The organism is Streptomyces sp. NPDC015220, from assembly GCF_043079345.1.
In the GTDB taxonomy this organism is placed as follows: domain Bacteria; phylum Actinomycetota; class Actinomycetes; order Streptomycetales; family Streptomycetaceae; genus Streptomyces.
The window spans coordinates 67571-90474 of the sequence record NZ_JBIBUK010000025.1; the positions used below are offsets into that span (position 1 = coordinate 67571).

Genomic DNA, 22904 nt, shown 5'->3' on the forward strand with positions numbered 1-22904 from the left:
CCTTGGGTCAAGGGGTGCCGGCGCGGTGCGCCGTCGTCGGGGGGTGGTGGTCCGGTGGCGGTCGGGCGGACGGGGGCGGGGGCTCAGGCGGCCTTGCTCACGTCGGCCGTGGCCGAGGCGGGCTTGCCGCCCTTCAGCAGCCGCAGCCTGGGGGCCGGGCCGGAGTGGCCGCCGCGCCGGTGCAGGGAGCGGGCCGCGAGGTCGCCGGCGAACTGGATGGCGGAGATGACCACGGCGAGGATCGCCACGGTGATCCACATCAGCTGGGTCTCGAAACGCTGGTAGCCGTAGCGGATGGCGATGTCGCCCAGGCCGCCGGCGCCGACCGTGCCGGCCATGGCGGAGTAGCCGATGAGGGCGACGATCGTGGTGGTGGCGCCGGAGATCAGCGAGGGCAGGGACTCGGGGACGAGGACCTTGCGCACGACGGTCCAGGTGTTGCCGCCCATCGCCTGCACGGCCTCGACGAGGCCGCCGTCGACCTCGCGGACGGCCGTCTCGACCAGGCGCGCGAAGAACGGGATGGCGCCGATGGCCAGCGGCACGATGGCGGCGTCCCGGCCGATCGTGGTGCCCGTCACCCAGCGGGTGAAGCTCATCAGGGCGACCATCAGGATGATGAACGGCATCGAGCGGGCGACGTTCACCAGCTGCCCGAGGACCTTGTTGGCGAGGACGTTCTGGAGCAGGCCGCCGCGGTCGGTGAGGACCAGCAGGACGCCGAGCGGAAGTCCGCCGACGACGGCGATGAGCGTGGACCAGCCGACCATGTAGAGGGTGTCCCAACACGCCTGGGACAGCAGCGGCTGCATCTCGGACCAGGTCACTTGGCACCTTCCTTCACCAGCGGGGTCTGACGCGCCGTGCTGTCCGCCGCGTCGTCCACGACGTCGATCTGCAGGCCCTGCTCGCGCAGGAAGCCGACGGGCACGACGTTCTCCTCGTAGCGGCCGGGCAGTTCGATGCGCATCCGGCCGACCTGGTGGCCGCCGACGGTGTCGATGGCCGCGCCGAGGATCGATATGTCGATGTTGTAGGTGCGGGCGAGCTGGGAGATGACGGGCCGGGTGGCGGCGTCGCCGTGGAAGGTGACGTCGACGACCGTCCGGTCCGCGCCGGTCGCGCCGCCGCCGACCGGGAAGAGCGCGGCGGCGAGCTGGGAGCCCGGAGTCGCGAGCAGCTCGCTCACCGTGCCGGACTCGACGATCCGGCCCTTCTCCATGAGCGCCGCCGAGTCGCAGATCGACTTCACCACGTCCATCTCGTGCGTGATGAGCAGGACGGTCAGTCCGAGCTGCCGGTTGAGGTCGCGCAGCAGCTGGAGGATGGAGCGGGTGGTCTCCGGGTCGAGGGCGCTGGTGGCCTCGTCGGAGAGCAGCACCTTGGGGTCGCCGGCCAGGGCTCGGGCGATGCCGACCCGCTGCTTCTGGCCGCCGGAGAGCTGGGCGGGGTAGGCCCCGGCCTTGTCGGCCAGGCCGACGAGGTCGAGGAGTTCCAGCGCCTTGCGGGAACGCTCCTTCCCTGACTTCCCGAGGATCTCCAGGGGCAGCTCGACGTTGTCCCGCACGGTGCGCGTGGACAGCAGGTTGAAGTGCTGGAAGACCATGCCGATCCGGCTGCGCGCCTGCCGCAGCTCCCGGCCGGCGCGCGGCCCGCGGCCGGCCAGCGCGGTCAGGTCCTGCCCGGCGACGGTGACCGTTCCCGAGGTCGGCCGCTCCAGCAGGTTGACGCAGCGGATGAGCGAGGACTTGCCGGCGCCGGACTGGCCGATGACGCCGTACACCTCGCCTTCGCGGACGTGCAGGTCGACGCCGTCGAGGGCGGTGACCTCGCGGCCGCGCGAGCGGTAGACCTTGGTGAGGCCCGATGTGGTGATCACGTGGGTTTCCGTCACTGTCGAGTGCGCGGCGCGTCGTGGGCGCCGGGCACGGCGTTCATGGTCGGGTGCAGCCGGAACGCGGCACGGTTCCCGGAAGGACGCCGGGGCGGAGGGGAAACGTGCGCGCGCTGGGGGCGCCCCCACGCCGGTCGGGCGGCGGGGGAAGGGCTCGGCCGCGTTCGCCGGACGGGCCGGACGCTGACGCGGACATGAGCGGGCTCTCGCTTCGGGGCGCGAGGCTCAGGTGGTGCGGGGGCCCTCTAGAAGGCGCACATTCGACGCGTAGGACACATACAACGAGCACCGGGCGTCATCGTCGCCTCGGTCGCAGGGATGCGGCAGCTCGTCGTGGTCATGCGATCAGTAAACCAGACCTACGCTGCTGACACGGCACCCCCGTCCGCATGGTGGACGCTCATGGACACCACTGCCCGCGCGCACCGGCCGCCGCGTCCGCGCCGGTGACCAGGGCGGACGGGGCCCGGCAGGGGCCTGGCGGCTCGGGACCGCGCGGCGGGGCCCGGGCGTGCTGTGGCCAACGCCACGGCCGCCGGGCGGGCCGGCCGGCGGCCGGAACGCGTACGGCCGGCCTTGCGGCCGGGCCGGGCGCGGTGGGGACTTTGGCCCGTAATAGGGTCTCAGCATGCTTGCTGCCCTGACGCTGGTGACCGGTGTCGCCGCGCTGCTGCTCGCCGCCTGGTGCGGCTGGGCGGCCCATCGTGACCAGCCGACGAAGGACTGGCACTTCATCGCCATGGCCGTGGTCTCGCTGCTGGCCCTCGTCCAGTTGGTGATCGGGATCGTGGCGCTGGCGCGGGGCGGGAAGCCGGACCAGGGGACGACGATCTTCGTGGCGTATCTGCTGGGCGCCTTCGCCTGCGTCCCGGCGGCCGGTTTCATGTCGCTGGCGGAGCGGACGCGCTGGGGCTCGGTGACGGTGGCGGCCGGCGGTGTCGTCCTGGCCGTGCTGGAGGTGCGGCTCTATGACATCTGGGGAGGCTGAGGTGACCACCGTCGAGGAGAAGCCGGCCCGTAACCGGCTCATCAGCGGTCCGGGCACGCTGCTCGTCTGGCTGTACGGCGTGATGGTCGTCGGCGCGGTGTCCCGCTCCGTCTACCAGATCGCCACCGACTTCGGCCGGGCGCCGCTGGCGTACTCGCTCTCCGCGGTGGCGGGCGTGGTCTACGGCTTCATCACGTACTCGCTGGTGCGCGGCGGGGAGACCGCCCGCAGGGCGGCCCTGGCCTGCTGTGCCGCCGAACTCGTGGGGGTGCTGACGGTCGGTACCTGGACGCTCGTCGAGCCGTCCGCGTTCGCGGACTCCACCGTGTGGTCGGACTACGGCATGGAGTACCTCTTCATCCCGGTGCTGCTGCCGCTGTCGGCCCTGTACTGGCTGCGCAGGGCACCGGAGCGGGCGACGGCGGCCGGCTGAGCCGCCGTCGGCGCCCCGGTGGCACCGGGCCGGCGCCGCGCGGGCGCGGGTGTGCGGCGGTCGCCGCGCGGGCGTCGGCGTCAGGCGGTCGCGACGTACGTCCCGGCCGGCTTCTCCAGAATGATCATCGGTACGCCGTCGGCGCCCTGGGAGGTGCCCACCGTCTGATAGCCGACACGCCGGTACAGACGCAGGTTGCCCTCGCTGCGGTGACCGGTGAACAGGCGGAACCGGGTCACGCCGAGCTCGTCGGCCAGCGCCGTCTCGACCGCGCGCAGCAGCCGGGCGCCGATGCCGTGGCCCTGGAGACGGGGGTGCACACAGAGCTTGCCGATGGCGGCGGAGCCGTCCTCGGCCACCCGGCCGCGCACCGAGCCGACCACCTCCTCGCCGAGCCGCGCCACGAAGACGCAGTCCCCGGCGACCTCCTGGCGGACCGAGTCGAGGCTCTGGACGAGCGGGCCGATGCGGTAGTTGCCGTACAGCGCGGCCTCACTCTGGAAGCAGAGGTACTGCAGCTTGAAGATCTGCTCCGCGTCCTGCTCGGTCGCCGCAGAGATGGTCACGCTCATGCCCATGTGCGCACGCCTCCCGCTCACCTGATCGTCTGTCGTCCCCCACTCCTATCCCCGCGCTTCGCGGGCCGCAACCTCCGGCGCGAGCAAACGCCGCAGACATCCAAGACATCTGGAGCGTTCCGGGCCGAGACTGCCCTGTGAGATACCCAACTCCCCCGCGATCTCGCGGTAGGTGAGGTCCCTGGGGGACAGCAGTGCCTCCAGCAGCCGGGGGCAGCGGCCGGGCAGCCGGCGCACCGCCGAGCGCAGGGCGTGCTCCCGGGCGGCGGTCAGGGCGAGCTGTTCGGGTCCGCGTTCGCTGTCGTCGGCCGGTTCGAGACCGTACGGCCGTTCGATGCTGATGGTGCGTCGGGTGCGGCGGGCCTCGGAGCGGACGGCCTTGCGCAGCCAGCCCTGCGGGTCGTGCGGGGGACCGTCCGCCGCCAGCCGCTCCAGCAGCCGCAGCCAGACGGCCTGCTCCAGGTCGCCCGGCTCGGTCCCGGCGGCGAGTGCCTCCGCCGACGCCTCGGCCAGGAGCAGCGGGCGCAGGGCGGTGAGCATGTCGTGCGTCATGTGCGACACGACGCGGCCGCCCCGGCGGGAGTTTCCGGGACGGCCGCGGGTTCACCCCGACGAGGGCGGGGCGGGATCAGTGGTTGACGGGCCGGTTGGCCAGGAAGTCCTCGCGGGCGAGCAGACCCGTGTCGGCGTTGTCCGTGAAGACGCCGTCGATGCCGGTGGCGAAGTACGCCTGGAACACCCCGAAGACGTCGCCGTAGGCGTCCTTGGCCGTGCCCTTGCGGAACTTCGGCGGCAGGAAGGGGTTCTCGTTGCGGACGGTGTAGGGGTGCAGGATCAGGCCCGCGGCGTGGGCGTCGCGGACCAGGGTGCTCGGCGCGGCGAGGTTGCCGTCCGCGTCCTTGGGGATGACCAGGTCGACGGTCGGGCCGATGCCCTGCGCGTAGGAGGCGATCTCCCGCAGGCCCCTGGGCGTGACGAGGTCGGCGACGGTGCGCGCATCGCCCGTGGCGACGAAGTCGTAGGGGCGGGAGTCGGCACTCGACAGCAGCACCACCAGCGGGTTGTCCACCAGCTTGTTCAGGCGCTGGATGCTGGTCGGCTCGAAGGACTGGAGGATGACCGGCGAGTCCTTGCCGTCCTTGCCGTGCCGGCGCAGCAGCTTGGCGACCCGCTCCTCCAGGCCGAGGCCGAGCCCGCGGAAGTAGGTCGGGTGCTTGGTCTCGGGGTAGATCCAGACCTGCCTTCCGCGCTTGCGGGTCTGCTCGTCCTGCCACTTCAGGACCTCTTCGAAGGTGGGGATCTCCCAGCGGCCGTCGTAGAGGGTGTTGTGCGGGCGGTTGGCCGGGATGCGCTCGGTCGCGCGCAGCGTCTTCAGTTCGGCGAGGGTGAAGTCCTCGGTGAACCAGCCGGTGGTCGGCACCCCGTCGAGGGTCTTGGTGGTCCTCCGGTCGGCGAACTCGGGGTGGTCGGCGACGTCCGTGGTGCCGCCGATCTCCGGCTCGTGCCGGCACACCAGGTGGCCGTCCCTGGTGGGCACCAGGTCGCCGGCCTCGACGACGTGCGCGCCGAGGTCGAGGGCCAGCTCATAGGAGCCGAAGGTGTGTTCGGGCCGATAGCCGCTGGCGCCCCGGTGACCGATGATCGTCGGCACCGGCAGGCTCCTCAGGCCGCCGCCCCGGTGGCCGGCGGCCCCGCTCTGCGCCGCGCCGGCCGTGCCGGGCAGCCCGAGGACCGCTCCGCCCGCCCCGAGCACCGCGGCTCCGAGCAGCGCCCGGCGCCCGGTCCCGCGTGCCCGTCCGTCGGACTCCCGCGTCCCGGTCCGCTCGTCCGGCTGCTGCGTCCCCATGCCCGCCTCCTGCTCTCGGTGTCGTCCGTGCGCGCTGATCGTAGGTGCGTTCGGATGACGTCGGGGAGACGTCGTGCCGAACACCGGGGTGACGCTGGATGTCGTACGCGAGGGGCGCTTTGACGGGTCGTCGGCATGGCCTGCCGCGGTCGGGGGAAGCCGGGTGAGTGGGCGGTGGCGGCCGCCACGGGGCCGGTGTCCGGGCGGGCGGTCGCGCTCCCGGGTCCGGCTCGGCGTCCGGTCGTGCCGCGGCGGCGGGCGACCTCCGTCACAGCCGGGCGAGCCGGTCACCGGGGTGCGCCGGCTCCTCCGCCCAGGTAAACGTAGGTCAACGGTGCGTAAGAGGTGGTGAGCCCGATGTGCATTGGGGCCCGGGCCGCGAGTATCGTCCTCACCTGCACAGACCCATACCGTTCCGCTTGACAATCCCTTGACACCGGAGGGCCCGTTGTCCCGCTTCGCGCTCATCAAGGCAGTGCTCGGTCCGATCATGCGCCTGATGTTCCGCCCACAGGTGGAGGGCGCGGAGCGTATTCCGGGCGACGGTCCGGTCATCCTGGCCGGCAACCACCTCACCTTCATCGACTCGATGATCCTTCCGCTGGTCTGCGACCGTCAGGTGGTCTTCATCGGCAAGGACGAGTACGTCACCGGCAAGGGCTTCAAGGGCCGGCTGATGGCCTGGTTCTTCACCGGCGTCGGCATGATCCCGGTCGACCGCGACGGCGGCCGGGGCGGAGTCGCGGCGCTGATGACCGGCCGCCGGGTGCTGGAGGAGAACCGGATCTTCGGGATCTACCCGGAGGGCACTCGCTCCCCCGACGGCCGCCTCTACCGCGGCCGCACCGGCATCGCCCGGCTCACCCTGATGACCGGCGCCCCCGTCGTGCCGTTCGCCATGATCGGCACCGACAAGCTCCAGCCGGGCGGCAAGGGACTGCCCCGCCCGGGCAAGGTGACCGTGCGCTTCGGCGAGCCGATGGAGTTCTCCCGGTACGAGGGCATGGACCGCGACCGGTACGTCCTGCGGGCGGTGACCGACTCGGTGATGACCGAGGTCATGCACCTGTCGGGTCAGGAGTACGTCGACATGTACGCCACGAAGGCGAAGGCGGCGTAGGGCCCGTCGCCGACCTCCGGCGGTCGGACGCCGCGAGGTGTCCGACCGCTTCCGGGTGCGGGCGGCCGCGCCCACGCCGCGGGGCCGCGGGACGGCACGGCCCCGCGCCCCTGACGGCGGCTCACAGCCGCTGTCCCTTCAGGAGGAACCACGCCGCGCCCGCCGCCGTCAGCAGGACCACCGCGCCCGCGCCCGAGGCCAGGTGCAGGCCGTGGACGAAGGAGTCGCGGGCCGCGGCCAGCAGGGCGTCCGCCGTGTCGGCGGGCAGGCCGGCCGCCGCCTGCACCGCGCCGCCCAGTGACTCGTGCGCCTGGGCGGGAGTGCCGCTCGGGCCGGTGAAGTCGCGGTAGGCCGCCGTCACGATGGAGCCCAGCAGGGCGATGCCGAGGGCCGCGCCGAGTTCGTACGCCGTCTCGGAGACCGCGGAGGCGGCGCCCGCCTGCTCCTTGGGCACACCGGCGAGGATGACGTCGGCGGTCACCGTGAAGGAGAAGCCGGCGCCCACGCCGACCACCAGCAGGGCGGCGCCCAGCAGCGGGTAGCCGGTCGAGGCGCTGAGCGTGGTCAGCACGGCCAGGGCCAGGCCGACGGCGGCGAGACCACCGCAGACCACGGCCCGCACCGAGAACCGCCGGGCCGCCCGGCCGGCCACCAGACCGGCCGCGACCGCGCCGACGGCCGCGGGCAGTTCCGCCAGGCCCGCCTCGAACGGCCGCCTGCCCTGCACCAGTTGGAGGTACTGGGACAGGAAGAACACCAGCCCGGACATGCCGAGCACGGTCAGCAGGTCGGCGAGGACCGCGCCGCTGAAGCCCCGGCTGCTGAAGAGCCGGACGTCCAGCAGCGGCGCGGGCAGGGTGAGCTGGCGGCGGACGAACCAGTACAGCGCGGCGGCGCCCAGCAGCCCCGTGCCGAGCACGGTCCAGCCGAAGCCGTGCGCGGCGGCCTCCTTGACCGCGTACACGACCCCGATCATGCCGACCAGCGACAGCAGCACGCCGGCGAGGTCCCACGGGCCCGGGTCCGGGTTGCGGGACTCCGGCAGCAGCCGGCTCCCGACCAGGACGAGCACCGCCATCACGGGCAGGTTGATGAGGAAGACCGAGCCCCACCAGAAGTGCTCCAGCAGGAACCCGCCGGCGATCGGGCCGACCGCCGTGCCGGCGGAGGCGGTCGCGCCCCAGATACCGACGGCGAGGCTGCGCTCGCGCGGGTCGTGGAAGAGGTTGCGGATCAGGGCGAGCGTGGCCGGCATCAGGGTCGCGCCGGCCACGCCGAGCAGCGCCCGGGCCAGGATCATCGTCTCCGGCGTGGTCGCGTAGGCGTTGAGGACGGAGATCGCGCCGAACGCGGTGGCGCCGCCGAGCAGGACGCGCTTGCGGCCGACGCGGTCGCCGAGGCTGCCCATGGAGACGAGCAGACCGGCGATGACGAACGAGTAGACGTCGCCGATCCAGAGCAGCTGGGTGCCGGAGGGCTTGAGGTCCTCGCTGATGTAGGGGGTCGCGAGACCGAGTACGGTCGCGTCGACGGCCACCAGCAGCACGGCCAGGACGAGGACGCCGAGCGCGAGCCAGCGGCCCGGGCCCTTCACCGTCTCCGCCACGTGGGCCGGCCGCAGGGTGCTGGTCATGGTTCCTCTCTCGGTGATCGGTGTCGGCTCGTCGCCGTGGAGCGTGGTCCGGGTTCGCGTGCGGCGTTCGCGGGTGGCGGGTCCGTGCGCAGGGCGCCGCCGAGCAGCAGCTCGGTGATCATGTGGTGGAAGTCCCTGGGGGCGGCCTTGCCGCACAGCACGACGTACGCCGCGGAGGCGATCAGCCCGAACAGCGCCTCCGTGAGCCAGGCCGGGGTGAGATCGACCCGGAACTCGCCGCCGAGCCGGCCGCGCTGGAACACGGCGGAGATGCGGTCGTCGATCCGGGCCCAGCCCTCGTTCTGCCCCTCGCCCTCGAAGAGCTGGTTCTCGGTGTAGAGGAAGGACAGGAGTCCGGCGGAGGGCTCGATCTCCCGCACCAGGCGCCGTACCGCCTCGCTCGCGGGCCCCTCGTCCAGGCGGGCCGCGGCCAGCGCCGCCTCGCACTCGGCGATGCCGAGCGACTCCAGTGCCCGCACGAGCGCGTCGCGCCCGGCGAACTGGCGGTGCAGCGTGGCCCGGCTGATCCCGGCCGCCCTGGCGACCTCGTCCATCGTGGCGGTGGATTTGCGGCTCAGCAGGGCCGCGGCGCTGCGCAGTACGTGCTCACGGTCAACGGCCATGAGACAAGCATAAACCATATGAGACATAGATGTCTCATCGTGAACGCGAACGTCTCAGATCGGGTGAGCCGGAACGTTTTTTCAGCTCCGGTGCATCAGTGCCAGGGAAGCTGTCCGCGCCGCTCCCAGTAGGCCTGCGGCTGCTCGGCCAGCGCGTCCAGGCGGGCGAGCTGCTCCTCGCCCAGGTCGACCGCGGCCGCGTGCAGATTGGAGGCGAGCTGGCCGAGGGTGGCGGCGCCGGACAGGACGACGCCGGCCCACGGCCGGCGCAGGATCAGGGCCAGGGCGACCGCGTCGCAGCCGAGGCCGGTCTCCCGGGCCACGGCCCGCAGGGCCTCGGGAGCGTCCGGACCGGCCAGCCGCCCGTTCGCCATGCCCTCCTTGACGATCACGGCGAGCCCCGCGTCGTGCGCCTCGGCGAGGGCGGGACCGGCGGAGGTCTCCAGGACGTTGTACGTCGACTGGACGGTGCGGAACAGGGGCTCGCCGTCGACCGTCACGGCCAGCGCGGCCCGGACGGCGTCGGCCTGGGCGGGACCGCTGGTGGAGAACCCGATGGTGAGGCCCTGCGCGGCGGCCTCGGCGAGTTCGGCGTGCAGGGCCTTGTCGGTGAGGGCCGGACTGTCCGGGGTCACCGAGTGGATCTGGTAGAGGTCGAGCCGGTCGCCGAGCAGCGCGGCGCTCTCCGCGCGCTGCCGCCGGTAGGTGCCGAGGCCGTGGTCCTTGACCTCGTGCCGCTCGGCGTCGGTCGTCCAGTTCGCGGTGTAGGTGTAGCCCCACTTGCTGCCGACGACCACGTCGGCGGCGTCGGGCCTCGCCCGCAGCCAGTCCGCGAGGAACTCCTCGGAGCGGCCGTAGGAACGGGCGGCGTCGATGTAGCGGACGCCCTGCGCGTACGCCGCGTCCAGCAGTTCGTGGGTACGGGCGCGCAGGGCGTCGACGGTGCGGTCGGCCGGGAGGTCGCGGTCCCGGCCGAGGTTGATGTATCCGGGGCGCCCGACGGCGGCCAGGCCGAGGCCGAGGTGACAGGTGGGAGTGGTGGCTGCGGCCATGGGGGTCCCCCCTGCTCGAGCGAGGCCGAGAGCTTGGGGCAGGGAAAACGGCATCGCGGGCTCCGTCCGGTCGGTTCCTTGCGGCTGCCGACCAACGTAACCCGCGATGACCTGCGACGTACCGCCTGGGGCCGCCGGCCTACTTCCGGGCGTTCGCCCACTCGTGCTGCGCCGCGACGTCCGCCTTCACCTCGGCGAGCTGGACGGCGACCGCGCTCGGCGCGGTGCCGCCGCGACCGTTGCGGGAGGCGAGGGCGCCGGGGACGTTGAGGACCGTGCGCACCTCCGGGGTGAGGTGGGCGGAGATCTTCGCGAACTGCTCGTCGGTCAGCTCGTCCAGTTCCTTGCCCTCGGCCTCGGCGGCCTTCACGCACTCGCCGGCGACCTCGTGCGCGACCCGGAACGGCACGCCCTGCTTGACCAGCCACTCGGCGATGTCGGTGGCCAGTGAGAAGCCGGCCGGGGCCAGCTCCTCCATCCGCTCGCGGTGCACGGTGAGGGTCGCGATCATGCCGGTGAAGGCGGGGAGCAGGACCTCCAGCTGGTCGCAGGAGTCGAAGACGGGCTCCTTGTCCTCCTGAAGGTCGCGGTTGTAGGCGAGGGGCAGGGCCTTCAGGGTCGCGAGCAGACCGGTCAGGTTGCCGATCAGCCGGCCCGACTTGCCGCGCGCCAGCTCCGCGATGTCCGGGTTCTTCTTCTGCGGCATGATCGACGAACCGGTGGAGAAGGCGTCGTGCAGGGTCACGAAGGAGAACTCCTTCGTGTTCCAGATGATGACCTCCTCGGCGATCCGGGAGAGGTTCACACCGATCATCGCGGTGATGAAGGCGAACTCGGCGACGAAGTCCCGCGAGGCGGTGCCGTCGATGGAGTTGCCGACGCTGCCGCGCTCGAAGCCGAGGTCCCGCGCCACCGCCTCGGGGTCGAGGCCGAGGGAGGAGCCGGCCAGCGCGCCCGAGCCGTACGGCGAGACGGCCGTCCGCTCGTCCCACTGGCGCAGCCGCTCGGCGTCCCGGGACAGCGACTGCACGTGCGCGAGGACGTGGTGGGCGAAGAGGACCGGCTGGGCGTGCTGGAGGTGGGTGCGGCCGGGCATGGCCACGTCCGGGTGGGCCTCGGCGAGACCGGTCAGCGCGTCCTGGAGGTCGGCGATCAGGCCGCCGATGATCCGGGCGTGGTCGCGCAGGTACATGCGGAAGAGCGTGGCGACCTGGTCGTTGCGGGAGCGGCCGGCGCGCAGCTTGCCGCCGAGGTCGGCGCCGAGGCGTTCCAGCAGTCCGCGCTCCAGGGCGGTGTGCACGTCCTCGTCGGCGATGGTGCCCGTGAAGTCGCCGGACGCCACGTCCGCCTCGAGCCGGTCGAGTCCGGCGATCATCCGGGTCAGTTCGTCCTCGGTGAGCAGCCCGGCCTTGTGCAGCACGCGGGCGTGGGCGCGCGAACCGGCGATGTCGTAGGGCGCGAGCCGCCAGTCGAAGTGGACGGACGCGGACAGCTTCGCCAGGGCCTCGGCGGGACCGTCGGCGAAACGGCCGCCCCAGAGCCGGACGTCACCGCTGTTGCTGCTCACTTGCGTTGCTCCTCGGAAGAGTTGTCCCTGTGCGGCCGCCTCCCCACCCTCGCAGGCGGGGAGGCGGCCGTCAGGCTGATGCGTGCGGGGTGACCCGTCCGGGTCGGGGAAGGTCCGCGCCGGGCCGCGCCCGCGGATCACGCGGTGCCGCGATCTTCGATGACAGCGCGCACTGGCATGCATGAGTATGCAGAAGCCTGCATGATTCGTCAATCTCCGAACCGCCCGGCGCGGGCGGGACGAACGCGGCGAACGCGGGCACGGACGCCCGGCGGACACGCCCGCGGGCACCGGCGGGCGGGGGGAAGGAAACCGCAATTCCTTAGACAGCCGAACGAAACCGGCCGATAATCACTGGACATGGGAAAGACCTATGAGCGCATAGACGGCAGGCTGCGCACGTTCATCGAGGAGCAGCCCCTCTTCTTCACCGCGACCGCTCCCCTGTCCGGCGACGGCACGGTCAACCTGTCCCCCAAGGGCCTCAAGGGCTCTCTGGCGGTGCTCGACGAGCTCACCGTGGCCTACCTGGACTTCGCCGGGTCGAACGCGGAGACCATCGCGCACCTGCGGGAGAACGGACGGATCACCCTCATGTGGTGCGCCTTCCAGGGCCCGCCCAACATCGTGCGCGTCCACGGCCGGGGCGAGCCGGTCTTCCGCGACGACCCGCGCTTCACGGAACTCCTCACCCGTTTCCCGGACATCGACCCGGCCGCGCACGGCCTGCGCGCGGTCATCGTCGTCCACGCCGAGCTGATCCGGGACACCTGCGGCTACGCGGTGCCCTTCATGGCGTACGAGGAGGACCGCGACCTGCACGGCAAGCGCTTCGCGCGCGAGGACGACACCTCGCTGAGCGCCTACTTCACGAAGAAGGACCACGTGGCCACCAGCCTGGACGGACTGCCCGGGCTCCCGCTGCCGCTGCCGCCGACCCCGGTCTGAGCGCCCGCCCCGCCGCCGGCGGCCCCGGCCGCTACTCCCCGGCGGCGTCCGCCCCGCCGGACGGGAGCCGTACCGTGAACGCCGTCGCGCCCGGGCGGCTCCTGAGGGCCACGCTCCCGCCGTGTGCCTGTGCCACCGCGGCCACGATCGACAGGCCGAGGCCCGCTCCGGCGCCGCCGGAAGGGCCGGCGCGGCGCCGGTCGGCGCGGGTGAAGCGCTCGAAGACGCCCGGCTGGATGTCCTCCGGGACGCCGGGTCCGTCGTCGCCGACCCGGAGGAGGACGGCCGTGCCGCCGTCGGCGGGCGTACGGCCGTCAGGAGGCGTGCCGCCGTCGGCCGGGTTGCCGCCGTCGGCCGGCGGGACCGTCTCCAGGGACACCGTCACCCTGGTCCCCTCCGGTGTGTGCAGACGCGCGTTGGCCAGCAGGTTGGCCAGCACCTGTTGCAGGCGGTGGGCGTCGCCGGTCACCGTCACCGGTTCCTCCGGCAGCTCCATCGTCCAGCGGTGCCCGGGCCCGGCGGCCCGCGCGTCCGTCACCGCGTCCAGGACCAGGCGGGTGAGGTCGACGGGGCGGCGCTCCAGGGGGCGGCCGGCGTCCAGGCGGGCCAGGAGCAGCATCTCGTCGACCATCTCGCCCATCCGGGCGGACTCGGCGGCGATGCGTTCCAGGGCGCGTGCCACCTCGGGCGGCACCGGCCCCGGGTGCAGCAGCGCCAGTTCCGCGTGGCCGCGGACCGAGGCGACCGGGGTGCGCAGCTCGTGGCTGGCGTCGGCGGCGAAGCTGCGCAGCCGCTCCTCGCTGGCGTGCCGTTTGGTCAGCGCGTCCTGCACATGGTGGAGCATCCGGTCGAAGGCGGCGGCGACCCGGCCCACCTCGCTGCGCGGATCGGCCTCGCCGGCCCGGGGCGGCAGCACCACCTCGCCGCTGGCCAGCGGCAGCTCGCTGACCCGGGCGGCGGTCGCGGCGACCCGGCTCAGCGGCCGCAGCGACCAGCGCACCCAGAGGGCCCCGACGACCCCGGCGGCGGCCAGGGCGAGACCGAAGACGCATCCGGCGACCAGTTCGAGCCGGTGGACCGTGGCGCGTACCGGTTCCATCGGCAGGCCGGTGACCAGGACGTCGCCGTCCCGGCCCGGCCACGCGGCCAGCCGGTAGCCGCCCAGTTCCGACAGGTGGACGGTGTGTCCCTCGCCGTCGTCCGGGAGCGCGGCGAGCGCGGCGCGGTCGGCGGCGGTGAGGGCGACGTCGAAGCCGGGGTGGGAGGGGCACGGCACCACCGCCGCGTTGGTGATCCGGCCGGCCACCAGCCGGGCGCCGAAGGTCGCGGCGGCCTGGCGGCGGGTGTCGCCGTGTTCGTCGCCGTCGTGGTCGGACGGCTTCGTGTTCCTCGGGGTCCGGGCGCTCCCGGCGGCCCCGGCGTCCTCGGCCGTGCCGTGTTCCAGGCTCTGCGGGAAGCCCGTCCCGGCCTGCTGGAGCTGCTGGTCGAGCCGGCCGGTGAGGAAGCCGTTCAGCTCGACGACCGCGGCCACGCCGACGGCCGCGCAGCTCACGGCGAGCAGCACGACCAGGCCCGCGGTCAGCCTGGCCCGCAGCGTGCGCGGCCACGGCAGCCGCCCGCGCCACCGGGCCCGGGTCCGCGCCGGCGCGCTCATCACGGGGCCGGCTTCAGTACGTAGCCCGCCCCGCGCACCGTGTGGATCATGGGTTCGCGGCCCGCGTCGACCTTCTTGCGCAGGTAGGAGATGTACAGCTCCACGACGTGGGCCTGGCCGCCGAAGTCGTAGGACCACACGCGGTCCAGGATCTGCGCCTTGCTGAGCACCCGGCGCGGGTTGTGCATCAGGAAGCGCAGCAGCTCGTACTCGGTCGGGGAGAGTTCGACCAGCTTCCCGGCCCGGGTGACCTCACGGGCGTCCTCGTCCATGACCAGGTCGCCCACGGTCAGCCGCGGGCCGTCCGCCGGCTGCCGGGCCATGCCGGCGCGGCGCAGCAGCCCGCGCAGCCGGGCGACCACCTCCTCCAGGCTGAACGGCTTGGTCACGTAGTCGTCGCCGCCGGCGGTGATGCCCGCGATGCGGTCCTCCACCGCGTCCCGGGCGGTGAGGAAGAGCACACAGACGTCCGGCCGCACGGCGTGCAGCCGCCGCAGCACCGAGAAGCCGTCGGTGTCGGGGAGCATCACGTCGAGCACCACGGCGTCGGGCCGCAGCGCGCGGGCCTCGGCGACCGCGGCGGCGCCGTCGCCCGCGGTGCGGACCTCCCAGCCCTGGTAACGCAGGGCGCCGGAGAGGACCTCGGCGAGGTCGGGGTCGTCGTCGACGACGAGGACGCGGACGGGCGTGCCGTCGGGACGGGTCAGCGCGGGCGGGCCGGGCGGGCCCGGGCGGGATGTGTTCATGGCCATCCCAGCATCGCCCCTCGCCCGCGGGCGCGGCGCCGGGGGGTGCTCTGAGTTCCCTGTGAGTGCTCCTCGCGGACCCCGGTTTCAGAGGGCTCTCAGAGGTTCGGCCCGCACAGTGGCGTCCTGGACCGGCGAAAGGACGTGGAACGGATGACCACGGTGTACGAGCGGCGGGCGGCACCGCCCGTCGCGCCGGCGCCCCGGCGCTCCCCGGCGGGCGCCGTGCTGGCGCTGCTGTGGGCGGGGGCCGCCGCGGTGGTCGGCCTGTGGTGGCAGGGCACGGCCACGGTCGTCGGGACGGCGGGCTGGCTGACCGGCGCCGGGCGGATCGCGGGACTGCTGTGCGGCTACGCCTGCGCGGTGCTCGTCGCGCTGATGGCCCGGGTGCCGCTGCTGGAACGGCGGATCGGCTCGGACCGGGTGGCCCGCTGGCACGCCATGGCCGGCCGGTACACGGTGTGCCTGCTCCTGGCTCACATCGTGCTGATCCTGGCGGGGTACGCCGCCCAGGACCACGCCTCGGTCGTCCACGAGGCGGTCACGGTGGTCCTGGACTACCCGGACATGCTGAAGGCGACCGCGGGCACGGTGATCCTGTTCGCGGTCGGCATCACCTCGGCACGCGCGGTGCGCCGCCGCACCAGCCACGAGTTCTGGTACTACACGCACCTGCTCACCTACGCCGCCGTCTTCCTCGCCTTCTTCCACCAGCTCACGCTGGGCAACGAGTTCCACGGCCGAACCGCGGCAACGGCCGCCTGGTACGCGCTCTACCTGGGCGCGGCCGCGCTGGTGCTGTGGTTCCGGGTGCTCGCCCCGGTGCGGCTCAACCGGCGGCACCGGATGCGGGTGGAGTCGGTGCACAAGGAGTCGCCCGGGGTGTACTCGGTCGTCGTGCGCGGCCACCGGCTGGACGAACTGGGCGCCCGGCCGGGGCAGTTCTTCCGCTGGCGGTTCCTGTCCGAGGGCATGGGCTGGACCTCGACGCCGTACTCCCTGTCGGCGCCGCCCCGGCCGGATCTGCTGCGCATCACGGTGAAGGCGCTCGGCGACCACAGCGCGGCCGTCCCGCTGCTGCGGCCGGGCACCCGGGTGTGGGCGGAGGGACCCTACGGGTCGATGACCGCCGACCGGCGCACCTCCCACCGGACGCTGCTGATCGGCGCGGGAGTCGGCATCACTCCGCTGCGGGCGCTGTTCGAGACGCTGCCCGGCGAGGTCACCCTCCTGTACCGGGCCCGCACCGCGCACGACCTCGCCCTGGGCGGCGAACTGGAGGCCATCGCCCGCTGGCGCGGGGCGCGGGTGCTCTACGCGCTCAACGGGCCTGACGGCGAACGCCCGGGCATCACCGTGGAGTCGCTGCGCGCGGCCGTCTGGGACCTGGCCGGGCACGACGTGTACATCTGCGGTCCGCACGCCTTCGCCCGGGACCTGTACGAGGTGCTGCGCGCCGCCGGGGTGCCGGACCGGCGCATCCACCACGAGTCGTTCGAGCTGTGAGAACCATGCGCATCCGAGAAGTCGAGGAAGTGGTGAGGCCGTCGTGCACGCGCTGAGGAAGAACCGTCCGCTGCGCCGGATCGTGCTGGCGAGCGCCGCCACCGTCTCCGGGCTGGTGATGCTGCTGTCGCTGAAGCCGCACACCCCGCCGCAGATCGCCGCGGCGCCCGCTCCGGCGGTGTCGGGCGGCGCGGGCGCCTCCACGGGCTCCACCGGGACCGGTGGTTCGACCGGCACCCGGACCGTCACCGGCGAGACGGCGCAGACCCGTTGGGGGCCCGTCCAGGTGCGGATCACGCTCAGCGGCCGCCGGATCACCGAGGTGAGCGCGGTCGTGTACCCCACCGAGAACCCTCGCGACCAGGAGATCAACAGCTACGCCGTACCCCAGTTGAGGCGGGAGGCGCTGGCCGCGCAGAGCGCGGACATCGACTCGGTGTCGGGAGCCACGTACACCAGTGACGGCTACCGCCGGTCGCTCCAGTCCGCGCTGGACTCGGCGGGCCTGTGAACGCCCGCCGGACGCGTCGCGCGTCCACGGGCCACGGGCCGAATCCCCCGGCTCCCGCCGCGGTGCGTCACGCGGAGGAGGTCATGGGGACGGTCTTCTCCTTCGACGTCCGCGGCGGGGAGCGCGACGCGGTGCGGGCGGCCCTGGGCGAGGCGGTGGCCGCCCTGCACCGGGCCGACGCCTTGTTCAGCACCTACCGTGAGGACAGCCAGATCGCCCGCGTGGTGCGCGGTGAGCTCGCGCCGGCCCACTGCGATCCGGAGGTCGCCGAGGTGCTCGCCCTGGGCGCGCGGGCCGAGCGGGTCAGCGAGGGCTGGTTCAGCCTGCGCTACGAGGGGCGGCTGGATCCGACGGGCATCGTCAAGGGCTGGGCGGCCGAGAGGGCGGCCCGGCACGTGGCGGCGGCCGGGGCGGCCGGGGTGAGCGTCAACGGCGGCGGGGACGTGCAACTCCTGGGTTCGCCCGGGGCGGGCCGGCCCTGGCGGGTCGGGGTGTCCGATCCGCTCCGCCCCGGCGGCCTGGCCGCGGTGATCTCGGCCGCCGGGGCGGTGGAGATGGCCGTCGCGACCTCGGGCACCGCCGAGCGCGGCGCCCACATCGTGGATCCGCGCACCGGCGGGCCCGCCGTCACCGACCTGGTGGCCGTCACGGTGGTCGCGCCCCGGCTCCTCTGGGCGGACTGCTGGGCCACGGCCGCCTTCGCGATGGGCTCACGGGCGGGCCTGGCCTGGCTGGAGTCCCTGCCGGACGTGGAGGCCCTGCTGATCACGGCGGGCGACGAGGTGCGGTGCACCGGCGGACTGGCCGCCCTGCTGGGCTGACGCGCCCGCGGCAGGCCGTCCCGCCCCGGCGCCGCGCGCCCGCGCCTTCCCCGGCGGCACGGCCGGATCCGGGCCGCACCCCACCGGCCGCGGGCGGGCCGCCCCGGCGTCGCCTCAGTGCCCGTTCTGCGCCAGTCGCAGCAGGTGGTCCGCCAGCGCCTGTCCCCCGCTGGGGTCCCGGCTGATCAGCAGCAGCGTGTCGTCGCCGGCGATGGTGCCCAGGATGTCGTGCAGTTCCGCCTGGTCGATGGCCGAGGCGAGGAACTGCGCGGCCCCCGGCGGGGTGCGCAGGACCACGAGGTTCGCGGAGGCCTCCGCGGAGATCAGCAGCTCCTGGGAGAGCCGCCGCATCCGCTCCTCCTTGACGGACCCGCCCAGCGGCGCCCGCGGCGTGCGGAAGCCGCCCTCGCTGGGCACCGCGTAGATGAGGTCCCCGTCGGCGTTGCGGATCTTCACCGCGTTCAGCTCGTCCAGGTCCCGGGAGAGTGTCGCCTGGGTGACGCTCAGCCCGTCGTCGGCGAGGAGTTTCGCCAACTGGCTCTGCGAGCGCACCGGTTGCCGGTTGAGGATGTCCACGATCCGGCGGTGGCGTGCGGTGCGGGTCTGCGGCAAGGCCGGCCCGGCCCCGGCGTCGGTCTGCCCGTGGTCCTGCGCCTGACTCATCGTCGTCCCATTCTCCGGATCATCCGTCCCCGTTGGCCACGTCCAGGATGCCGGGCAGCGCCCGGAGGAACGCGTCCACGTCGTCGTCGCCGAGGTTCAGCGGCGGCATGAGCCGGATGGCGTCGGCCGCGGGCGCGTTCACGAGGAAGCCGGCCTCCTGGGCCGCCTGCTGCGCCTGCTGCGCGTGCGGCCCGGTGAGCACGATACCCAGGAGCAGTCCCGCGCCCCGGACGTGGTCGACCAGCGGGTGCCCCAGGGACTCGACGCCCTCGCGCAGCGTCTCGCTCTGCCGCTTGACGTTCTCCAGCAGCCCCTCGCCCGCGATGGTGTCCAGGACGGCGAGTCCGGCGGCGCAGGCGACCGGGTTGCCGCCGAAGGTGGTGCCGTGGTGGCCGGGCCGGAGGAGTTCGGCGGCCCGCCCGAAGGCGACGGTGGCGCCGAGCGGCAGGCCGCCGCCGAGCTGCTTGGCGAGGGTGACGACGTCGGGCAGCACTCCCTCGTGGGCCTGGTACTCGAACCAGTGCCCGGTGCGGCCGACGCCCGTCTGCACCTCGTCCAGGACCAGCAGGGCGCCGGTCGCGGCCGTGATGGCCCTGGCCGCCTTCAGATAGCCGGCCGGGGGCACCACGACACCGTTCTCGCCCTGGATGGGCTCGATGACGACCAGGGCCGTCTCCTCGGTGACCGCGGCGGCCAGCGCCTGGGCGTCGCCGTAGGGCACGTGGGTGATGTCGCCGGGCAGCGGCAGGAACGGCTCGCGCTTGCCGGGCTGGCCGGTGAGGGCGAGGGCGCCGATGGTACGGCCGTGGAAGCCGCCCTCGGTGGCGACCATGTGGGTGCGCCCGGTCAGCCGGCCGATCTTGAAGGCGGCCTCGTTGGCCTCGGCGCCGGAGTTGCAGAAGAAGACCCTGCCGTCCCGGCCGAAGAGCTGGAGCAGCCGTTCGGCGAGGGCGACGGTCGGTTCGGCCATGAAGAAGTTGGAGATGTGGCCGAGGGAGCCGATCTGCCGGCTCACGGCCTCCACGATCGCCGGGTGGGCGTGACCGAGGGCGTTGGTCGCGATGCCGCCGACGAAGTCCAGGTACTCCTTGCCGTCGGCGTCCCAGACCCGGCTTCCCGCGCCGCGGACCAGGGGCAGCAGCGGGGTGGCGTAGTTGTTCATGAGCGCACCCCGCCACCGCGCGGTCAGTTCCTGGTTGCCGGTGTCCACGGTGTTCACGACTCCCCCTTTTCGTCCGGCACGACCATCGTGCCGATGCCCTCGTCGGTGAAGATCTCCAGCAGGATCGAGTGCTGGACCCGGCCGTCGATGACGCGGGCCGTGGTCACGCCGTTGCGCACCGCGTGCAGGCAGCCCTCCATCTTCGGCACCATGCCGGAGGACAGCTCCGGCAGCAGCTTCTCCAGTTGGCTCGCGGTGAGGCGGCTGATCACCTCGTCGGAGTTCGGCCAGTCCTCGTAGAGGCCCTCCACGTCGGTGAGGACCATGAGGGTCTCGGCGTCCAGTGCCGCAGCGAGTGCCGCAGCCGCCGTATCAGCATTGACGTTGTAGACATGTCCCGAATCACCGTCGTCCTGGGAGCGGGCGATCGAGGAGACGACCGGGATGCGGCCGTCGGCGAGCAGGGCCTCGATCGCGCCCGTGTCGATCGCGGTGATCTCGCCCACCCGCCCGATGTCGATCCGCTCGCCGTCGATCTCGGGGGTGTGCCTGGTGGCGGTGATGGTGTGCGCGTCCTCGCCGGTGAGGCCGACGGCGAGCGGTCCGTGCTGGTTGAGCAGCCCGACCAGCTCCCGCTGCACCTGTCCGGCCAGCACCATCCGTACGACGTCCATGGCGTCCTCGGTGGTGACGCGCAGGCCCGCCTTGAACTCGCTGACGATGCCGTGCCGGTCCAGGGCCGCGCTGATCTGCGGGCCGCCGCCGTGCACGACGACCGGCCTCAGGCCGGCGTGGTGCAGGAAGACGACGTCCTGGGCGAAGGCCGCCTTCAGCTCCTCGTTCACCATGGCGTTGCCGCCGAACTTGATGACGACGGTCTTGCCGTGGTGCCGGGTGAGCCAGGGCAGCGCCTCGATGAGGGTCTGGGCCTTCGGCAGGGCCGTGTGCTTGCGGGTCGGTCCGGTGCTCATGACGAGTAGGCGCTGTTCTCGTGGACGTAGTCGGCGGTGAGGTCGTTGGTCCAGATGGTGGCGGACTCGGAGCCCGCCGCGAGGTCGGCGACGATGTGCACCTCGCGGTAGCGCATGTCGACCAGCGCGCGGTCCTCGCCGACGCCGCCGTTCTTGCACACCCAGACGCCGTTGATGGCGACGTTGAGCTGGTCGGGTTCGAAGGCGGCCCGCGTGGTGCCGATCGCGGACAGGACGCGGCCCCAGTTTGGGTCCTCGCCGTGGATGGCGCACTTGAGGAGGTTGTTGCGGGCGATGGAGCGGCCCACCTCCACGGCGTCGTCCTCCGTCGCGGCGTTGACCACCTCGACCTTGATGTCCTTGCTGGCGCCCTCGGCGTCCCGGATGAGCTGCTGCCCGAGGTCGTCGCAGACGGCGCGCACGGCCGCCGCGAACTCCTCGAACTCCGGGGCGACGCCGCTGGCGCCGGAGGCGAGCAGCAGCACGGTGTCGTTGGTGGACATGCAGCCGTCGGAGTCGACGCGGTCGAAGGTGACCCTGGTGGCGGCGCGCAGCGCGGTGTCGAGGGTCTCGCTGTCGAGGTCGGCGTCGGTGGTGAGGACGACGAGCATGGTGGCCAGGCCCGGGGCGAGCATGCCCGCGCCCTTGGCCATGCCGCCGACCGTCCAGCCGTCCTTGGTGACGACGGAGGTCTTGTGGACGGTGTCGGTGGTCTTGATGGCGATGGCGGCCTTCTCGCCGCCGTGCTCGGACAGCGCGGCGGCGGCCGTCCCGACTCCGGGCAGCAGCTTGTCCATCGGCAGCAGCACGCCGATGAGGCCGGTGGAGCAGACGGCGACCTCGATGGCGCCGACGCCGAGGACGTCGGCGGCCTTCTCGGCGGTGGCGTGGGTGTCCTGGAAGCCCTTGGGGCCCGTACAGGCGTTGGCTCCGCCGGAGTTGAGGACGACCGCGGAGAGCCGGCCGGTCTTGAGGACCTGCTCGGACCACTGCACCGGCGCGGCCTTGACGCGGTTGGAGGTGAAGACGCCCGCGGCGGCGCGGCGGGGCCCGGTGTTGACCACGAGGGCCAGGTCCGGGTTGCCGTTCTCCTTGATTCCGGCGGCGATGCCCGCCGCCTGGAATCCCTTGGCTGCCGTGACACTCACGGTGCGACTCCGATCGTGGAAAGTCCGGTGGTCTCGTCGAGGCCGAGGGCGATGTTCATGCTCTGCACGGCACCGCCCGCGGTGCCCTTCGTCAGGTTGTCGATGGCGCTGACGGCGATGACGCGGTGCGCCGCGGGGTCGTACGCCACCTGGATCAGCGCGGCGTTGGAGCCGTACACGGCGGCGGTGGCCGGCCACTGTCCCTCGGGCAGGAGGTGGACGAACGGCTCGTCGGCGTAGGCCTTCTCGTAGGCGGCGCGCACGGACTCGGCGGTGACGCCGTCGGCCGCCCGGGCGCTGCAGGTGGCGAGGATGCCGCGGGGCATCGGGGCGAGGGTGGGCGTGAAGGAGACCGTGACCCGCCGCCCCGCCGCCGCGCTGAGGTTCTGGATCATCTCGGGGGTGTGCCGGTGGCCGCCGCCGACGCCGTAGGGGGACATGGAGCCCATGACCTCGGAGCCGAGCAGGTGCGGCTTGGCGGCCTTGCCGGCGCCGGAGGTGCCGGAGGCGGCGACGATCACGGCCTCGTCCTCGACGAGCCCGGCCGCGCAGGCCGGGACGAGCGCCAGGGACGCGGCCGTGGGGTAGCAACCGGGCACCGCGATGCGCTTGGACCCCTCCAGCGCGGCGCGGCCACCCGGAAGTTCGGGCAGGCCGTAGGGCCAGGTGCCGGCGTGCGGCGAGCCGTAGAACCGCTCCCAGTCGGCCGGGTCCTTCAGCCGGAAGTCGGCGCCCATGTCGATGACGAGGACGTCGGGGCCGAGCCGCTCGGCGACGGCCGCCGACTGTCCGTGCGGCAGGGCGAGGAAGACGACGTCGTGTCCGGCGAGCGCCTCGGGGGTGGTCTCCTCAAGGACCCGGTCGGCCAGCGGCAGCAGATGCGGCTGGAGCGCGCCCAGCCGCTGACCGGCGTTGGAGTTCCCGGTCAGGGCGCCGATCTCGACCTCGGGGTGCGCCAGCAGCAGACGCAGCGCCTCTCCGCCCGCGTATCCACTCGCTCCGGCGACCGCCACACGTACAGCCATGAACCCTCCTCCTCG

General features: G+C 73.3%; 23 protein-coding genes. 7 read left to right on the forward strand and 16 right to left on the reverse strand.

What is annotated here, in order from left to right:
* Positions 1–83: 83 nt before the first annotated feature.
* Together ACF061_RS33045 and ACF061_RS33050 are read right to left on the reverse strand one after the other, a co-directional pair.
* Positions 84–827 (reverse strand): methionine ABC transporter permease, encoded by a 744-nt coding sequence (locus ACF061_RS33045; protein ID WP_392270685.1) that lies wholly within the window; start codon positions 825–827, stop codon positions 84–86.
* Positions 824–1879, reverse strand: a complete 1056-nt coding sequence (locus tag ACF061_RS33050) for a methionine ABC transporter ATP-binding protein (RefSeq protein WP_392270686.1) — start codon at positions 1877–1879, stop codon at positions 824–826. The genes ACF061_RS33045 and ACF061_RS33050 overlap by 4 nt, the downstream gene beginning before the upstream one ends.
* A gap of 643 nt (positions 1880–2522) precedes the next feature.
* Here ACF061_RS33050 and ACF061_RS33055 point away from each other — a divergent pair.
* Both ACF061_RS33055 and ACF061_RS33060 read left to right on the forward strand, forming a co-directional pair.
* Positions 2523–2882 carry a hypothetical protein gene (locus tag ACF061_RS33055; protein WP_392270687.1) on the forward strand — a complete coding sequence of 120 codons (360 nt, stop codon included), beginning with the start codon at positions 2523–2525 and terminating at the stop codon, positions 2880–2882.
* Entirely contained in the window at positions 2863–3315 is a 453-nt protein-coding gene (locus ACF061_RS33060) for a hypothetical protein (RefSeq protein WP_392270688.1), read from the forward strand. The genes ACF061_RS33055 and ACF061_RS33060 overlap by 20 nt, the downstream gene beginning before the upstream one ends.
* 80 nt (positions 3316–3395) lie before the next feature.
* Here the strand turns inward: ACF061_RS33060 and ACF061_RS33065 are convergent, their stop codons facing one another.
* The 3 genes from ACF061_RS33065 to ACF061_RS33075 all read right to left on the reverse strand — a co-directional run bounded on the left by ACF061_RS33065 (position 3396) and on the right by ACF061_RS33075 (position 5739).
* Positions 3396–3893: a GNAT family N-acetyltransferase gene (locus ACF061_RS33065; RefSeq protein WP_392270734.1), complete on the reverse strand. Its 498-nt coding sequence runs from the start codon at positions 3891–3893 to the stop codon at positions 3396–3398.
* A 45-nt stretch (positions 3894–3938) separates the two neighbouring features.
* Positions 3939–4445, reverse strand: coding sequence for an RNA polymerase sigma factor (locus ACF061_RS33070; protein ID WP_392270689.1), 507 nt, complete (start codon positions 4443–4445; stop codon positions 3939–3941).
* A gap of 76 nt (positions 4446–4521) precedes the next feature.
* Positions 4522–5739 carry a glycerophosphodiester phosphodiesterase gene (locus tag ACF061_RS33075; RefSeq protein WP_392270690.1) on the reverse strand — a complete coding sequence of 406 codons (1218 nt, stop codon included), beginning with the start codon at positions 5737–5739 and terminating at the stop codon, positions 4522–4524.
* Positions 5740–6187: 448 nt separating this feature from the next.
* Here ACF061_RS33075 and ACF061_RS33080 point away from each other — a divergent pair, with 448 nt between their 5' ends.
* Positions 6188–6859, forward strand: a complete 672-nt coding sequence (locus tag ACF061_RS33080) for a lysophospholipid acyltransferase family protein (RefSeq protein ID WP_392270691.1) — start codon at positions 6188–6190, stop codon at positions 6857–6859.
* A 121-nt stretch (positions 6860–6980) separates the two neighbouring features.
* Here the strand turns inward: ACF061_RS33080 and ACF061_RS33085 are convergent, their stop codons facing one another.
* The 4 genes from ACF061_RS33085 to argH form a co-directional block, all read right to left on the reverse strand.
* Positions 6981–8492 (reverse strand): MFS transporter, encoded by a 1512-nt coding sequence (locus ACF061_RS33085; RefSeq protein WP_392270692.1) that lies wholly within the window; start codon positions 8490–8492, stop codon positions 6981–6983.
* A complete protein-coding gene (locus ACF061_RS33090; protein WP_392270693.1) occupies positions 8489–9115 on the reverse strand; it encodes a TetR/AcrR family transcriptional regulator in 627 nt (208 codons plus the stop codon). The genes ACF061_RS33085 and ACF061_RS33090 overlap by 4 nt, the downstream gene beginning before the upstream one ends.
* Before the next feature lie 95 nt (positions 9116–9210).
* A complete protein-coding gene (locus tag ACF061_RS33095) occupies positions 9211–10167 on the reverse strand; it encodes an aldo/keto reductase (protein ID WP_392270694.1) in 957 nt (318 codons plus the stop codon).
* A gap of 139 nt (positions 10168–10306) precedes the next feature.
* The gene (argH, locus tag ACF061_RS33100) at positions 10307–11734 is read right to left on the reverse strand and encodes an argininosuccinate lyase (RefSeq protein WP_392270695.1); all 1428 of its coding nucleotides are present in this window, start codon (positions 11732–11734) and stop codon (positions 10307–10309) included.
* Between the two features lie 360 nt (positions 11735–12094).
* Between argH and ACF061_RS33105 the strand changes: the two genes are divergently transcribed.
* Complete coding sequence (locus tag ACF061_RS33105; protein WP_392270696.1) at positions 12095–12682, forward strand: pyridoxamine 5'-phosphate oxidase family protein; 588 nt, start codon at positions 12095–12097, stop codon at positions 12680–12682.
* Between the two features lie 31 nt (positions 12683–12713).
* Here the strand turns inward: ACF061_RS33105 and ACF061_RS33110 are convergent, their stop codons facing one another.
* Positions 12714–14336, reverse strand: coding sequence for an ATP-binding protein (locus ACF061_RS33110; RefSeq protein WP_392270697.1), 1623 nt, complete (start codon positions 14334–14336; stop codon positions 12714–12716).
* Entirely contained in the window at positions 14336–15082 is a 747-nt protein-coding gene (locus ACF061_RS33115) for a response regulator transcription factor (RefSeq protein ID WP_392270698.1), read from the reverse strand. The genes ACF061_RS33110 and ACF061_RS33115 overlap by 1 nt, the downstream gene beginning before the upstream one ends.
* Before the next feature lie 153 nt (positions 15083–15235).
* On the opposite strand from ACF061_RS33115, the gene ACF061_RS33120 reads away from it, so the two are divergent.
* The 3 genes from ACF061_RS33120 (at position 15236) to ACF061_RS33130 (ending at position 17920) form a co-directional block, all read left to right on the forward strand.
* Positions 15236–16588 carry a ferric reductase-like transmembrane domain-containing protein gene (locus ACF061_RS33120; RefSeq protein ID WP_392270699.1) on the forward strand — a complete coding sequence of 451 codons (1353 nt, stop codon included), beginning with the start codon at positions 15236–15238 and terminating at the stop codon, positions 16586–16588.
* A 43-nt stretch (positions 16589–16631) separates the two neighbouring features.
* Positions 16632–17099 carry an FMN-binding protein gene (locus ACF061_RS33125; RefSeq protein ID WP_392270700.1) on the forward strand — a complete coding sequence of 156 codons (468 nt, stop codon included), beginning with the start codon at positions 16632–16634 and terminating at the stop codon, positions 17097–17099.
* An 83-nt stretch (positions 17100–17182) separates the two neighbouring features.
* Positions 17183–17920: an FAD:protein FMN transferase gene (locus tag ACF061_RS33130; protein WP_392270701.1), complete on the forward strand. Its 738-nt coding sequence runs from the start codon at positions 17183–17185 to the stop codon at positions 17918–17920.
* Positions 17921–18034: 114 nt separating this feature from the next.
* Here ACF061_RS33130 and ACF061_RS33135 read toward each other — a convergent pair whose 3' ends face one another.
* Genes ACF061_RS33135 through argC form a run of 5 tightly spaced genes read right to left on the reverse strand, consistent with a single transcriptional unit; the run spans position 18035 to position 22889 of the window.
* Positions 18035–18583 (reverse strand): arginine repressor, encoded by a 549-nt coding sequence (locus tag ACF061_RS33135; RefSeq protein ID WP_392270702.1) that lies wholly within the window; start codon positions 18581–18583, stop codon positions 18035–18037.
* A 19-nt stretch (positions 18584–18602) separates the two neighbouring features.
* Complete coding sequence (locus ACF061_RS33140; RefSeq protein WP_392270703.1) at positions 18603–19802, reverse strand: acetylornithine transaminase; 1200 nt, start codon at positions 19800–19802, stop codon at positions 18603–18605.
* Positions 19799–20716 carry an acetylglutamate kinase gene (gene argB, locus ACF061_RS33145; RefSeq protein ID WP_392270704.1) on the reverse strand — a complete coding sequence of 306 codons (918 nt, stop codon included), beginning with the start codon at positions 20714–20716 and terminating at the stop codon, positions 19799–19801. Before argB ends, ACF061_RS33140 begins: the two co-directional genes overlap by 4 nt.
* A complete protein-coding gene (gene argJ / locus ACF061_RS33150) occupies positions 20713–21864 on the reverse strand; it encodes a bifunctional glutamate N-acetyltransferase/amino-acid acetyltransferase ArgJ (RefSeq protein WP_392270705.1) in 1152 nt (383 codons plus the stop codon). Before argJ ends, argB begins: the two co-directional genes overlap by 4 nt.
* A complete protein-coding gene (argC, locus tag ACF061_RS33155) occupies positions 21861–22889 on the reverse strand; it encodes an N-acetyl-gamma-glutamyl-phosphate reductase (RefSeq protein ID WP_392270706.1) in 1029 nt (342 codons plus the stop codon). The genes argJ and argC overlap by 4 nt, the downstream gene beginning before the upstream one ends.
* Positions 22890–22904: the final 15 nt, after the last annotated feature.